The organism is Pedobacter sp. AC379 (assembly GCF_979258145.1).
Window position 1 is genome coordinate 5,654,052 of sequence record NZ_OZ409839.1, and the last position, 13,733, is coordinate 5,667,784.

General features: G+C 36.6%; 13 protein-coding genes. 12 read left to right on the forward strand and 1 reads right to left on the reverse strand.

Annotated elements, in window-relative coordinates; translation table 11 throughout:
- Nucleotides 1–69 precede the first annotated feature (69 nt).
- On the reverse strand, nt 70–1,899 hold the full coding sequence (locus tag ACZZZW_RS24330) for a M61 family metallopeptidase (protein WP_463497344.1): 1,830 nt from the start codon (nt 1,897–1,899) through the stop codon (nt 70–72).
- A 369-nt stretch (nt 1,900–2,268) separates the two neighbouring features.
- Between ACZZZW_RS24330 and ACZZZW_RS24335 the strand changes: the two genes are divergently transcribed.
- The 12 genes from ACZZZW_RS24335 (at nt 2,269) to ACZZZW_RS24390 (ending at nt 13,239) form a co-directional block, all read left to right on the forward strand.
- Nucleotides 2,269–3,369, forward strand: coding sequence for an efflux RND transporter periplasmic adaptor subunit (locus ACZZZW_RS24335; RefSeq protein ID WP_055903236.1), 1,101 nt, complete (start codon nt 2,269–2,271; stop codon nt 3,367–3,369).
- Between the two features lie 2 nt (nt 3,370–3,371).
- Nucleotides 3,372–6,482, forward strand: a complete 3,111-nt coding sequence (locus ACZZZW_RS24340) for an efflux RND transporter permease subunit (RefSeq protein ID WP_055903237.1) — start codon at nt 3,372–3,374, stop codon at nt 6,480–6,482.
- A gap of 1 nt (nt 6,483) precedes the next feature.
- Nucleotides 6,484–7,794: a TolC family protein gene (locus tag ACZZZW_RS24345; RefSeq protein WP_463497348.1), complete on the forward strand. Its 1,311-nt coding sequence runs from the start codon at nt 6,484–6,486 to the stop codon at nt 7,792–7,794.
- Nucleotides 7,795–8,025: 231 nt separating this feature from the next.
- Nucleotides 8,026–8,802, forward strand: a complete 777-nt coding sequence (locus ACZZZW_RS24350; protein ID WP_463497350.1) for a hypothetical protein — start codon at nt 8,026–8,028, stop codon at nt 8,800–8,802.
- Nucleotides 8,768–9,181 carry a hypothetical protein gene (locus ACZZZW_RS24355; protein WP_055903240.1) on the forward strand — a complete coding sequence of 138 codons (414 nt, stop codon included), beginning with the start codon at nt 8,768–8,770 and terminating at the stop codon, nt 9,179–9,181. The genes ACZZZW_RS24350 and ACZZZW_RS24355 overlap by 35 nt, the downstream gene beginning before the upstream one ends.
- A gap of 5 nt (nt 9,182–9,186) precedes the next feature.
- Nucleotides 9,187–9,609, forward strand: coding sequence for a hypothetical protein (locus ACZZZW_RS24360; RefSeq protein WP_157255313.1), 423 nt, complete (start codon nt 9,187–9,189; stop codon nt 9,607–9,609).
- Between the two features lie 5 nt (nt 9,610–9,614).
- Nucleotides 9,615–10,031 (forward strand): hypothetical protein, encoded by a 417-nt coding sequence (locus tag ACZZZW_RS24365; RefSeq protein WP_055903242.1) that lies wholly within the window; start codon nt 9,615–9,617, stop codon nt 10,029–10,031.
- 5 nt (nt 10,032–10,036) lie between these two features.
- The gene (locus ACZZZW_RS24370) at nt 10,037–10,456 is read left to right on the forward strand and encodes a hypothetical protein (RefSeq protein ID WP_055903243.1); all 420 of its coding nucleotides are present in this window, start codon (nt 10,037–10,039) and stop codon (nt 10,454–10,456) included.
- Nucleotides 10,457–10,461: 5 nt separating this feature from the next.
- On the forward strand, nt 10,462–10,866 hold the full coding sequence (locus ACZZZW_RS24375; protein ID WP_157255314.1) for a hypothetical protein: 405 nt from the start codon (nt 10,462–10,464) through the stop codon (nt 10,864–10,866).
- 172 nt (nt 10,867–11,038) lie between these two features.
- A complete protein-coding gene (locus ACZZZW_RS24380) occupies nt 11,039–11,902 on the forward strand; it encodes a hypothetical protein (protein WP_055903244.1) in 864 nt (287 codons plus the stop codon).
- 117 nt (nt 11,903–12,019) lie between these two features.
- Complete coding sequence (locus ACZZZW_RS24385; RefSeq protein ID WP_055903245.1) at nt 12,020–12,412, forward strand: response regulator; 393 nt, start codon at nt 12,020–12,022, stop codon at nt 12,410–12,412.
- 89 nt (nt 12,413–12,501) lie between these two features.
- On the forward strand, nt 12,502–13,239 hold the full coding sequence (locus ACZZZW_RS24390; protein ID WP_055903246.1) for a DUF4241 domain-containing protein: 738 nt from the start codon (nt 12,502–12,504) through the stop codon (nt 13,237–13,239).
- Nucleotides 13,240–13,733 lie beyond the last annotated feature (494 nt).

Below are 13,733 nucleotides of genomic sequence, written 5' to 3' on the forward strand. Positions count from 1 at the left end.
ACTTTAGGAGAAATTAATTTATGATACAGTCTCTTTTATATTAACATAAAACTTCTAACAGTAAATTGACTAAACCCCTGTCCATTTTTTTAACACAGCCTTTTGTGCCGGAGTTGCATTTTCGTTAACAGTGGCTTTTAAACGCACGCTAGGATTTTCTTTTAAGGTTAAAGAAATTTCTTTTTCAAGTCCATCGCGTTTAACCTTTAGTTTTAATACATCACCAATATTCTTTTTGGCAACCAAAGGAATTACATCCAAAGAAATTAACGGACTTTTTAACCTAACGGTAGCTAGTGCATCGCTTAGTGAGGTACCATCTAAAGTAAGCACTACATCATTCACATTTAAACCGCTAATCCATGCGGCAGAATTTCTTGTTGTTGAGGAAATTGCCAGACCATCATTTGTTAACTGGCCCGAAGCTCCTGTAACCGGTTTACCAGGGGTTGCATTTTCGGTAGAAACATCAACACCAGCATAACCGAAGTATTTTACATATTCGGCATCATCCACGCCATTTACATATTTAGCCCAGAAATTGGTAAAGCTGATCCCGGATATTTTTTCTACCATTGCTTTAAATTCTGCATCGGTATAACCACGTTTAAGCGTTTTGCATTGCAGATACATTGCTTTCATTACATCATCCAAACTTTTAGCACCTTTTGTGGCATTGATGATTTCGAGGTCCATTAAAATTCCAATTACCTCTCCTTTGTTATAGTAAGAAATAGAATTGTTTTTAGAGTTCTCATTCGGGCGGTAGCCTATTATCCAGGCATCGTAGCTAGAAGCAGCTGCCGATTGATATTTGGCACCAGGTGTATTTAATACGGTTGCAACACCACCAGCCAGATCTTTCAAAAACTCATTTACATCGGTAAAACCAGCTCTGTGCACGTATTTATTTTCGTAATATGAGGTAAAACCTTCGGCTACCCAAAGGTTGGTGGTATAATTCTCATTGTCGTAATCAAACGGACCCAATGCCACCGGGCGTAAACGTTTAACGTTCCAAAGGTGATGGTATTCATGTGCTACCAGGCTTAAAAAACCTTTATAACCTTCTGCAGTGCTGTATGCATCTCTGGTTGCACCTAAGGTTGTAGAGTTTAAATGTTCTAAACCGCCGCCACCTCTTAAAAAATTATGCACAATGAAAAGATAGTATTTATTTGGATTTTCGCCATAAACTGCCGTTTCCTGATCGACAATTTTGGCCATATCTACTTTGAGTTTTTCTTTATCATAATTACCACCACCATACATGGCTACTTCGTGGCGAACGCCAGAAGCTGTAAATTCAAAAACATCCTGATTGCCTACTTCGATTGGGCTATCGTAAAGGATATCAAAATCTGTAGCCTTATAAGTAAATTGCTCACCAGCAACAGGCGTTAACCCGGTAGAAACTTTACTCCAGGTATTAAAAGGAATTATTTTTACGGTGCTAGGCGATTTAATCATCCCGTCAGGATGCATAAAAATTCCTGTTGGTGATAAAAAAGCATGAGATTCATCTATAAAAGGTGTACGCACAGAAATTTCGAATGCATAAACACGGTAATTGATTTGGATATTTGCTGCTTTTGCAGAGAAAATTCTCCAGGTATTTTTTCTTATTTTTTCTACCTTAACGGTTTTTCCTCCAGCGGTGGCCTTAAATTCTTCAACACTTTTTTCAAACTCACGCACAAGATAAGAACCGGGTGTCCAAACAGGCATTTTTACATCTACGTAATCCTTTGCCAAGCCAGATATATTCATCTGCACTTCTGCATAATGTGCTTGCGGCTCTTTAAAAGAAACCTCGAAGCCTATTTTCACTTGCGCCTTAGCTGCCATAATACACGTTAGTAGTAAAACTAAACTTAAAATTGATTTTTTATTAAACATATTCACTTGTTTTGCTGCAAATTTATATTTATTGGTGAGGTTTTAGAATAAAATAGCTAAATGTGGTGTAAAATAGTTGTTTCTGTTAGATGGGTACATGGCAGATGGTTAATGATTTTTTAGCCAACTTAATCCTAAATAATCAATTTGCTTTCTCATCTCTAACTCAGTTACGGGGATATAAACAGCAATTACATTTTATCAGCCAACGGATTAACACCAAACTAAAAATTGTAAAGCCAAACGGAAAAGCTGTAACATCCTTAATACAACAAATTTAGGACTAAACTATTTGAATATTTTTACCCTCTAATTCTATAACATTAATCTTATTTTAATGTTCGGAATACGCACGACACAAATATAAACATGAAGAAAAGGTATATTATCTATGCTGTTTTAGCAATAGGCTTGGCCTATCTGGTATATTACAGGATTAACGCAAACAAAAAACTCGAAGGGAAAGGCGCCGGTTCAGCTGCAGGGGCAGGAAAAGGCAAGGCCGGAGGTAAAGATGGAAAATCGGCTCCGCTTGTGGTAGATGGTATTGTAGTAAAAGCAACATCGTTTGATAACGACCTTGAGGTTACGGGTGCCATTGATGCAAACGAATCTGTGGTATTAAAAAGTGAAGTTTCTGGTTTGGTTACCGGGATCTTTTTTAAGGAAGGCACAACGGTATCAAAAGGAAGCGTACTGGTTAAAGTAAACGACAGAGATATACAGGCTCAATTACAGGATGCGCTAACGAAGCAAAAATTATCTGGCACGAATGAAAACAGGGCGAAACAGTTATTGGCCAAGGGCGCAATCAGTCAGGAAGAATACGACACTTCGCTGGCCGATCTAAAATCGTTGCAGGCACAATCGCAATTAATCAGGGCTCAATTGGCTAAAACCACCATTAGGGCACCTTTTACAGGCAGAGTGGGTTTACGCAGTATATCAGCAGGAACCTATTTAACTCCAGCAACCGTTATTGCGAATTTGGTAAGCACAAACCCCGTTAAAGTTACTTTTTCAGTCCCTGAGAAATATGCCGGACAGATTAAAATAAACTCTGAAATTACTTTCACCACCGATGGATCTTCCAAAGAAAACAAGGGAAAGGTTTATGCGATAGAACCAGGAATTAATGCCGCTACCAGAACGTTACAAATTAGAGCCTTGGCTCCAAATGCAGATAATGCACTGTTACCAGGCTCATTTGCCAAGATTAAACTGGCTTTAAATACGCTTCAAAATGCCATTCTTATCCCGAATGAAGCTGTTGTTCCGGTTTTAAAGGGTAAAATTGTTTACATTCAAAAAAATGGCAAAGCACAGGAGGTTAAGGTAGAAGCCGGTACCCGTACTGATGAAGATATTGTAATTACCTCAGGATTAAAAGTTGGCGATACCGTTTTAACTACCGGATCGATGGCACTAAAAAAAGATGCTCCTGTAAAAGTTCATTTGGTTAAGCAGTAATTATGAGTATCTCAACCACGAGTATAAAAAGACCGGTTTTGGCCATTGTGATGAACTTACTGATTGTTCTTTTTGGAATAATTGGCTATACCTTTTTGGGTGTCCGCGAGTATCCATCCATTGATCCTACGGTGGTTTCGGTAAGAACATCTTACCCAGGTGCAAACTCCGATATTATCGAATCGCAGATTACCGAGCCATTAGAAAAATCGATCAATTCAATTGATGGAATCAGAAACATCTCATCATCCAGTAACCAGGGCACGAGTAATATTACCATAGAGTTTAATCTTGATAAAAATATTGAAGAGGCAGCGAACGATGTACGGGATAAAGTATCGCAGGCTGCGCGTACTTTACCTAAAGATATCGATGGTTTACCGGTAGTAAGCAAGGCTGATGCCAACTCTGATCCGATTTTATCAATGACGATACAGAGCGACAAACGCAACACGCTAGAATTAAGCGATTTTGCTGAAAACGTAATTGCCGATCGGATACAAACCATCCCAGGCGTAAGTAGCGTACAAATTCAGGGTCAGCGAAAATATGCCATGCGGATTTGGATGGACCCAAATAAATTAAGTGCTTACGGTTTAACCTCTCAGGATATTGTAACCGCTTTAGATAATGAAAATGTTGAGCTTCCATCCGGAAAAATCACTGGTGCAACTACTGAGTTAACCGTTAAAACTTTAGGAAAACTGACTAACGAAAGTGAATTTAACAACCTGATTTTAAAAACAGACAGCAACCAGGTAATTAAATTAAAAGATGTTGGATATGCAGTTTTAGGGCCAGAAAACGAAGAAACCATTTTACGCGAATCGGGCAGGCCGATGGTGGCAATTGCCATTATCCCCCAGCCCGGAGCAAATTATCTTGATATTAGTAAAGAATTTTACAACCGCTTTGATAAATTAAAAGCAGATATCCCGCAGGATATTAAACTAAAGGTTGCATTAGACAATACACTTTTTATTAAACGCTCTGTTACCGAAGTTGCAGAAACCATTGGTTTATCGCTGGTACTTGTAATTTTAATTATTTACCTGTTTTTTAGGGATTGGGCAATTGCATTCAGGCCATTAATTGATATTCCGGTATCATTGGTTTTCACTTTCTTCATCATGTACGCTTTCGGATTTTCGATTAACGTATTGAGTTTACTCGCCATTGTACTGGCAACAGGTTTGGTGGTTGATGATGGTATTGTGGTTACCGAAAATATCTTTAAAAAAGTAGAAGAAGGAATGTCGCCATTTGAAGCGGCCATTAAAGGCTCGAATGAAATCTTTTTTGCCGTAATATCCATCTCCATTACACTTGCCGCAGTATTTTTGCCGGTAATTTTCTTGCAGGGTTTTGTTGGCCGGTTATTTAGGGAGTTTGGCGTAGTAATAGGTGCAGCGGTGTTGGTTTCGGCTTTTGTATCACTTACCTTAACGCCAATGTTAAATGCCTACCTGATGAAAAAAGGCGGGCACAAGCCATCAAGGTTTTACAATTGGACAGAACCTTATTTCGTAAAATTAAATGATGCATACGAATCAAACCTGAATAAATTTTTAGATAAAAGATGGTTATCGATTCCGATTATATTGGTATGTATGGGTTTAATATTCTTATTCTGGAAGGTTTTACCGAAAGAAACCGCTCCATATGATGATAGGAGTGCCATAAACATCAATGCCACTACACCAGAAGGCGCATCTTTTGCGTATACGGATAAGTTTATCATGAAACTGAACCAATTGGTGATTGATTCTGTTCCTGAAAAAAATGTAAACATTACCATTACTTCACCCGGTTTTGGTGGCTCCGGATCTGTAAACTCCGGTTTTGTAAGAATGGGTTTAACCGATCCTGAAGACCGTGTGAGATCACAAAAGGATATTGCTGACATGCTGACCAGGATTACAAAAAAGTATACTGAAGGTAAAACCATTGTTAATCAGCAACCTACAATCTCGGTTGGTCGTAGGGGTGGCTTACCGATCAGTTACATCATCCAGGCGCAAAATTTTGAAAAGTTAAGGGAGAAAATTCCATTGTTTATGGATGCTGTTTCGAAAGATCCAACTTTTACCGTGTCGGATGTGAACCTTAAATTTAACAAACCTGAAATTAATTTAACCATTGATCGTGATAAGGCTAAAAATTTAGGGGTTTCCATATCGGCCATTGCACAAACTTTGAATCTAGGGTTAAGCGGTCAACGTTTTTCTTACTTCTTTATGAACGGGAAACAATATCAGGTAATCGGACAGTTTGATCGTGGAGATCGAAAAGATCCGCTCGATTTAAGTTCTGTTTATGTGCGTAATGATAAAGGCGAACTCGTTCAGCTCGATAACGTAGTAACGGCCAAAGAAGAAAGCAGTCCGCCACAATTGTACAGGAACAACCGTTTTATTGCCGCTACTGTTTCTGCTGGTTTAGCACCCGGTAAAAGTATTGGTGAAGGTATAGATGCGATGGATGCGATTGCCAAAAAAGTATTGGACGAAACCTTTTCTACCGATTTAAGTGGAGAATCGAGAGATTTTAAAGAAAGTTCGTCAAATACCTTTTTTGCATTCGGTTTAGCACTTTTACTTGTTTATTTAATCCTTTCGGCACAGTTTGAAAGTTTTAAAGATCCAATTATCATCATATTAACCGTACCGATGGCCGTTGCAGGTGCATTTTTATCCCTCTGGTTATGTGGGCAAAGTTGGAATATTTTTAGTCAGATTGGTACCATCATGCTTATTGGTTTGGTAACCAAAAACGGTATTTTGATTGTCGAATTTGCCAACCAGTTAAAAGAAAAAGGTATTCCTATCCCCGAAGCTATTCGCGAAGCTGCTGTTTCGCGTTTACGGCCAATTTTAATGACGAGTTTGGCCATTGCAATCGGTGCCTTGCCTATTGCACTTGCTTTAGGTGCTGCCGCAAAAAGTAGAATGAGTATGGGAACCGTAATTGTAGGTGGTACATTATTCTCATTGGTTTTAACCCTATTTGTTATCCCTGCCATTTACTCTTACTGGGCAAAACCATATAAACCGAATAAAGAATTAAAAGAAGCCCATCGTTTTGAACAAGAAGCTTTACATACAGAAGAATAAGATGAGCAAGAAATTAAAAATATTTATCCTGTTGTTAAGCTTATCCCTTTCGGGCTTTGCACAAGAAAAGCTAAGCCTGCAGGAAGCCATTACAGTTGCTTTACAAAACAATTACGATATTAAGATCAGCAAAAACCAGACAGATATTGCAAAAAACAATGCCAATATTGGAAATGCTGGTATGCTGCCTAATTTAACAGGTAGTTATACCAATGGTGGAAGTATACAAAATACGCGACAAACTCCAGCCACGGGTGCCGACCGTGTAATAACCGGAGCAAAAAGCACCAACAATAGTTATGGTGCCGATTTAAACTGGACCATTTTTGATGGCTTTAGCATGTTTGCCAATTATGACCGATTAAAAGAACTGCAAAAACAAGGCGAATTAAATGCACGTTTAACCATTTTAACCACCGTAGCTGATGTAATTACCGCTTACTATGATATTGTAAGGCAACAACAGCTGGTTATTGCGGCCGATAGTGCAATGGATGTTTCGGTTTTGCGTACCAATATTGCAAAAACTAAATTACAACTTGGCCGTGGTTCTAAACTGGATGTTTTGACCGCGCAGGTTGATTATAATACAGATACCTCAAACTATCTGCAAACTAAAAATGCTTTACAAGTAGCTAAAGTTCGCTTAAACCAATTAATGGTGAGGGATATCAGCACTTCCTTCTCAGTAGAAAATACAATTGATGTGGACAAAGGCATTTTGTTTTCTAAAATGGCAGAAATGGCTGAGCAACAGAATCCAAATGTTCAAAATGCATTTATCAATCAGCGTATTGCCTCATTAACCTTAAAATCAGTACGCGGCGCAAGGTATCCTTCTATCAGTTTAAATTCTGGCTACAGCAGGGCAAACAGTACCAGCCCAACAGGCTTTAACCAAAAGTTTGCAGCAAACGGATTTACTTATGGCGTTACTGCAAGTTTAAATCTTTTTAACGGATTTTTACAGCGACAACAAGAACGCAATGCGAAGATTGAAATTGATAATTCGACACTTACATTAAATAAAACAAAGCTTGATGTTAATTCGCAATTGCTTACCGCCTATCAAAATTACACCACCTACCTCGACCTGATTAAACTGGAGCAGCGAAATGTAGATATTGCAAAAGAAAACCTGGATATCACTTTAGCAAAATACCGATTGGGCAGCATTGCACCTTTAGAACTCAGAGAAGCGCAACGCAACGCCATTGATGCCCAAAACCGTTTTATAGAAATGCAATACCAGGCCAAAATAGCCGAAACTACATTGAAAGAAATCAGTGGAAATATAAATTTGGGCAATTAATTTAATCAAGAATTGCTTATTCCTAAATTAATCATCAACCTATTTTGCTTTATAGCTTAGCAAAGTTATTATTCGTGTTTTCCCGTTTTTATTTGTAATTTAACTCTTAGTTATAAAACACATTTATTGTTGCCCTACATCAATAAATGATAACTAAAAATTTTTACGCCCAATTCCCTGTTGAGCATTATTGTTTATACTATGGAAAACGGCATAATAAATTATTTTCGAATGCGTTTTGCAATGCTGCAAAACCAACCCTTAACCGGCGGCATAGTTGCCAAAAACCTGCGGATTAGCGATAATGGCAATGGCGAACTCAGCTTATATGGCGATTTTACCATTACCCTGAAAGTTTTAGATCTCACCACTAATGGCGCACCAAACTTAAATAGCCTGATGACTTTTACCCAACAGGTAATTTCGAATAAGTTAAGAGGTGGTGGGTATAAGAGTGGGGTTTCGATACACAAGTACAACGAAAATCAAAAAGCATTCAATAAAAATAAAATCTGGTCTTACTCTATTCGTTATAACTTTAATTTTATGGTAAACGTAATACAAATTAATATGTTAAGCCAATTAAAGGGAAACGATTTTGTATTAGCAGTTGTTGATACCATTGGACATCAATTTACCGATCAGTATGGCCAAATACAAGGTTCCGCAGGCCTTACTCAGGGAGCAGGTTGGCCAGCAGCAGTTAGTTATAATAGCTGGCTAAGAAATAAATATTTCGGTGCACATGAATTCTTTCATACACTAGACTTAAATGAAATTGAGGACGGCAATAAGAAAAATCGTTTGATGTATCATCTAAGCGATAACTCTGGCCATGTTATATCTGACGCCGAAAAAGGAGATATGATGCAATATATTGTGGGTAATATCAATGATATGGCAAAAAAGGAATATTCAAATATCAACTTAAATACAGTTAGCAGGTTAAGAATTTTTTTAAATAAATCAATCTATGCAATTAAGTATAATAAAGCTAAGTTTAGGTAGCCTGCTCCTCACATTACTTTACGCCTGTTCAAATGAGATAAAAAATAATGAGGATGTTAAGAAAAAAAAAGCTGATACCTGCAAATTTTATAGATACAATGCTGGTCAAATCATTTCGAATCTTGGCTGTAAAAACTGTCATATAAGAATGGCAATAGAAGAAAAAGATGAATATGGGGCAATAACATTTATAGGCTTAGCTGCAATGGATAGCTTAAAAATTGTTGATTATGCTTTTACAAAAAAACACAAAGGCTGGTATAGTAAAAGTGGAACATTTAAGGGTTCCAAAATGGACACCTTAAGCGATTGCGAAATAAAAAGCGTAATTCGTTATATAAAAGATGCTGGCAGAGATATCCCAATGTCAAGCCAATAACGAATATGGTTTTAAACATAACAAAGCTAAGTTTAGGTAGCTTATTAATGCCTATGATTATATCATGTAATAATCAGTCTGAACATAATGCCAATGCTGTCATCGTTAATAAAAAGCTTAAGGATACCTGTAAATATCAAGCTTATGATGCACATCAAATTATATCAAATCTTAGTTGTAAATCCTGCCATTTATCTCCCGATATAGAAATAGAAGATGATAGAGGTTGGCCGACGTTCCGCGGATTAGCTAATATGGATAGTTTAAAACTTGTTGATTATGTATTCACTAAAAAACATCAAGATTCATATAGTAAAAACGGGGCATTTAAAACAAATATTATGGATACCTTGAATGATTGCCAAATAAAAAGTGTAATCCGCTACATAAAAGATTCTGGAAGAGATATTGCTGTACCTACTCAATAATAATTATGGTTTTAAAAACAATAAAGCTAAGTTTAGGTAGTTTATTGGTTCTTTCATTCTATGCTTGCAAGAACTCACCAAAAAAAATTAATAGCATAACTCAAATAAAATCGATTGACACTTGTCGTTATTATAGATACGATGCTGGTCAAATTGTGTCAAATCTTAGCTGTAAATTTTGTCATTTATCACCTAATCTACAAATTAAAGATGATAGAGGCTGGCCAACATTTCGAGGCTTAGCTGCTATAGACAGCTTGGAACTTATAAATTATGTATTTACCAAAAAACACAAAGGATGGTTTAGTAAGGTTGGGCCGTACAAAGCGGCAAAAATGGATACCTTAAGCAATTGCGAAATAAAAAGCGTAATTCGTTATATAAAAGATTTTGGCAGAGATATCCCAATGTCAAGCCAATAACGAATATGGTTTTAAATATAATAAAGCTAAGTTTCGTTGTTTTATTGCTAGTTTCAACTCTATCATGCACAACTAAACCTAAAAAGACTAAAAATGTAGCTTTCACAAAAAAAGTGATTGATAACTGTAGATATTCCGCATACGATGCTCACCAAATTGTCTCTAATCTTGGTTGTTGGAACTGTCACTTAAGAATTTTACCTGAGCAAAAAGATGAGCGTGGATGGGCCACTTTTAATGATTTAGCAAAAATGGATAGCCTAAAGCTTGTAACTTATACTTTTGAAAAAAACCACAAAGGCTGGTTTAGTAAGACTGGTCCATATAACGACGCAAAAATGGACACCTTAAGCGATTGCCAAATAAAAAGCGTAATCCGCTACATAAAAGATACTGGAAGAGATATCCCAATGTCAAGCCAATAATTGATATGGTTTCAAATATAACAAAGCTAATTGCAGGTATTCTACTCCTCTCATTGGCTCTTGCCTGTTCAAATGGGATAAAAAATAATAAGGATGTTAAGAAAAAAAAAGCTGATACCTGTAAATATTATAAATACGATGCTCATCGAATAGTTTCTAACTTGGGTTGCCATAACTGCCATGTCCCTTATGGCGATAGAATGGATAAAAATATATTTACTTTCCAAGAAATATCTAATATGGATAGCTTAAAACTAATTGATTATGCTTTTACAAAAAAGCACAAAGGCTGGTATAGTAAAAGTGGAACATTTAAGGGTTCCAAAATGGACACCTTAAGCGATTGCGAAATAAAAAGCGTAATCCGCTATATAAAAGATGCAGGCAGAGCTATTCCTTCTGCACACTAAATAATTTGCAGATATATCCTAAAATCTACGCGAAAACAGATATACCATATAGATTCTCTGTTCGTCATTGTTTACAACTGGAAGCACAAATTTACTTGATGCAAAGGTTTAATAGAAGTAAAGAAATTATTGCAATCATGAAATTCTACAATTAATTTTTATATTTAATCCCATGATACTTGTTGCAGATAGTGGCTCATCAAAAACCGATTGGATGGGCTATCATAATGGCGAAACCATTAAATTTAGCACGCCTGGAATAAACCCTTATTTCTTAAGTGAGCAAGAAATTACCAAACTGATTTCTAAAAATGAATCATTGTTCCAATACGCAGAAGAAGTAAAGGAAATTTATTTTTTTGGTGCCGGCTGTTCTTCGCCAGATAAACATGAAGTGGTTTCAAATGGCCTATCAGCTGTTTTCGAAAATGCCTTTATTTCTGTAGATCACGATCTTTTAGGTTCAGTTTATGCCACTTGCGGTAACGCCGAGGGTTTAAACTGTATTTTGGGTACCGGTTCGAACATTTGTTATTTCGATGGAAAGAAAATTCACGACGGTCACCATGGTTTAGGTTATGTACTGGGCGACGAAGGTTCGGGTACTTTTTTCGGAAAAAAGGTACTGCTCAGTTATCTTTACAACAAAATGCCTCCTAATTTAGCAGCAGAGTTTAAAAAAACTTTTCCAGCAGAAAAAGAGCAGATTATCACAAACGTATACCAAAAACCTTTTCCGAATATATATTTAGCAGGCTTTAGCCGTTTTATGGCCAACCATAAAGACCACCCGTTTATTCAGGAAATTTTAAAAACAGGCTTTCAGGAGTTTGTTGATACCAATGTTAAAGATTACCCTAAACATAAAAATGTTCCCTGCCATTTTGTTGGTTCTATCGCATATTATTACCAGGAAACATTAATTTCTGTATTAATTGAAAATGGTATTGAGCCCGGAAAAATCCTGCAAAAACCAATCGAAGAGCTATTCAATTTTATACTGAATAAAGAAGGTATAGTACAACAGGCAAGTTAAATTAGAAATCTATTTTTTCGGCAATTATAAATTTATTGTTAAAATATTCTTAAGATTGTAAACATAACAACACAAACTTTTGTTATTATTTTAACAGCATACAAATTGCTCACACATATGAAGAGAATACTGGTAGTAGATGATGATATTGAGGTTTTAGAAACCATACAATTGATACTGGAAATCGGAGGTTTTAAGGTTTCGGCACTTAATGATGGCGAAGAAGTTTTTAACAGGATCGAGAGTTTTAATCCAGATTTAATTCTACTTGATATTTCTCTTGGCCATATTGACGGACGTGTTTTATGTGAACAGTTAAAATCAATAGAAAGCACATCGAAAATTCCAATTCTGTTGATTTCCGGCTTATATGATCCAAAAGATTTTACAACCCTAAATTATGGTCAGGATGATTTTTTATCAAAACCTTTCCAAATGGATGTATTGCTTAAAAAAATCACTAAAATTCTTTCTCTAGAAGAAGATAAACCAAGTTTTCATCTGAATTAATCGTAATTCAACCAAAATACATAGCCAGGCAGACCATAAATCTCTCTGGCTTTTTTTTTTACATATATCTATTTTCTAAAATAAACACAATGGCACCAAGTGAAACATGGTTAAAAACCTGGAACGAAAAACGTAATTTATTAACCTGTCCAAACAACCTAAACGATTATTTTGAAGAAACAAGAGTAGCCGGTAAAGAAATCGACCACCTTGAACTGGGCAGTGTTTCCATCCCAACGGGAGAAATTTTGGTTCGTGATCCATTGGTGTATATCCAAAAAGATGCGGAACCCTACACCATAAAGGTTCCTGTAGGTGAATTTCCAGTAACGGCTGCCGTGATAGTTCCTGATGGCGAAGATTGTGCCCGTTATGCGGCTGTTAAAGTGCAATTTACGGCTTATGATGCCATACGTTTTGAAGAAGCGCTAATTGGCACGGAAGACCTGGTTGATTTTAATGAAGGTGAGTTTTTCGGATTTAATGTTGATGCAGGTTTGGCTTGTGTTTTGGACAAAGAAACTTTGAAACATTTTTGCGCTTTTCAAGATAAGTTTCATAACGAAAATCTTGGCAAAAACCTTTACGATGATTATTTCGCACTGCTTTTTGCTGCTAATTATGCCGAAAACCCGATTTATCAACGAGAAGACGGAGATTGGATCAATTGGAAAATCCCAGGAACAGATTATCATATTCCATTTTTTCAAAGTGGCTTTGGTGATGGTACCTACCCTGTTTATTATGGTTTTGATATTGAAGGCAATGTATGCTCGTTGATTATCCAGTTTATTGATATTGAGTTGGCTTATACTGAGGAAGAGTAAATTACGATTACTAATGATGGTATGTGCGGCAATATCATTAAGTTAAGCCTTGCAAAAACAAAAAAATAATTTAACCACATATTGGAAGGATGCGCACAGATATGAAAATCTGTGTGCATCTGTGTACATCATAGGTTGAAATCCTTTAACCTTTTGGGCCTTGTTATGTGAACACAGATCATGGATTTTGAATCGACTACTGAGAAAAAGTCTTCGGCTCCGCTACCATATAAGTTATCCCTCAGGATGATAGCCAAAAAGGAAAATACGCAGAGAAGACAAAATAAATTTTCCGTGATTTCAGTGTTTCCGTGGCAAACGCAATAAAAACACACATTAAGTGGCTGTGGTTAACTCATGTAAGATCCTGAAACAAGTTCAGGAAGACGCATGAGATGAAGCTCCTTCGCTTCGTCGGCTGAAAAAGCCTTCTCGCCATGACGATGCCCATAGGATATTCATTCTTTAAAATTATGTAATAGAAATACTGTCAT

Bases quoted from the DNA above. Each gene is read 5' to 3' on its own strand.
- ACZZZW_RS24360 (WP_157255313.1), top strand. From the start codon at position 9,187: ATGGTTTTAAACATAACAAAGCTAAGTTTAGGTAGCTTATTAATGCCT.
- ACZZZW_RS24330 (WP_463497344.1), bottom strand. From the start codon at position 1,899: ATGTTTAATAAAAAATCAATTTTAAGTTTAGTTTTACTACTAACGTGT.
- ACZZZW_RS24380 (WP_055903244.1), top strand. From the start codon at position 11,039: ATGATACTTGTTGCAGATAGTGGCTCATCAAAAACCGATTGGATGGGC.
- ACZZZW_RS24375 (WP_157255314.1), top strand. From the start codon at position 10,462: ATGGTTTCAAATATAACAAAGCTAATTGCAGGTATTCTACTCCTCTCA.
- ACZZZW_RS24390 (WP_055903246.1), top strand. From the start codon at position 12,502: ATGGCACCAAGTGAAACATGGTTAAAAACCTGGAACGAAAAACGTAAT.
- ACZZZW_RS24365 (WP_055903242.1), top strand. From the start codon at position 9,615: ATGGTTTTAAAAACAATAAAGCTAAGTTTAGGTAGTTTATTGGTTCTT.
- ACZZZW_RS24335 (WP_055903236.1), top strand. From the start codon at position 2,269: ATGAAGAAAAGGTATATTATCTATGCTGTTTTAGCAATAGGCTTGGCC.
- ACZZZW_RS24385 (WP_055903245.1), top strand. From the start codon at position 12,020: ATGAAGAGAATACTGGTAGTAGATGATGATATTGAGGTTTTAGAAACC.
- ACZZZW_RS24345 (WP_463497348.1), top strand. From the start codon at position 6,484: ATGAGCAAGAAATTAAAAATATTTATCCTGTTGTTAAGCTTATCCCTT.
- ACZZZW_RS24370 (WP_055903243.1), top strand. From the start codon at position 10,037: ATGGTTTTAAATATAATAAAGCTAAGTTTCGTTGTTTTATTGCTAGTT.
- ACZZZW_RS24350 (WP_463497350.1), top strand. From the start codon at position 8,026: ATGCGTTTTGCAATGCTGCAAAACCAACCCTTAACCGGCGGCATAGTT.
- ACZZZW_RS24340 (WP_055903237.1), top strand. From the start codon at position 3,372: ATGAGTATCTCAACCACGAGTATAAAAAGACCGGTTTTGGCCATTGTG.
- ACZZZW_RS24355 (WP_055903240.1), top strand. From the start codon at position 8,768: ATGCAATTAAGTATAATAAAGCTAAGTTTAGGTAGCCTGCTCCTCACA.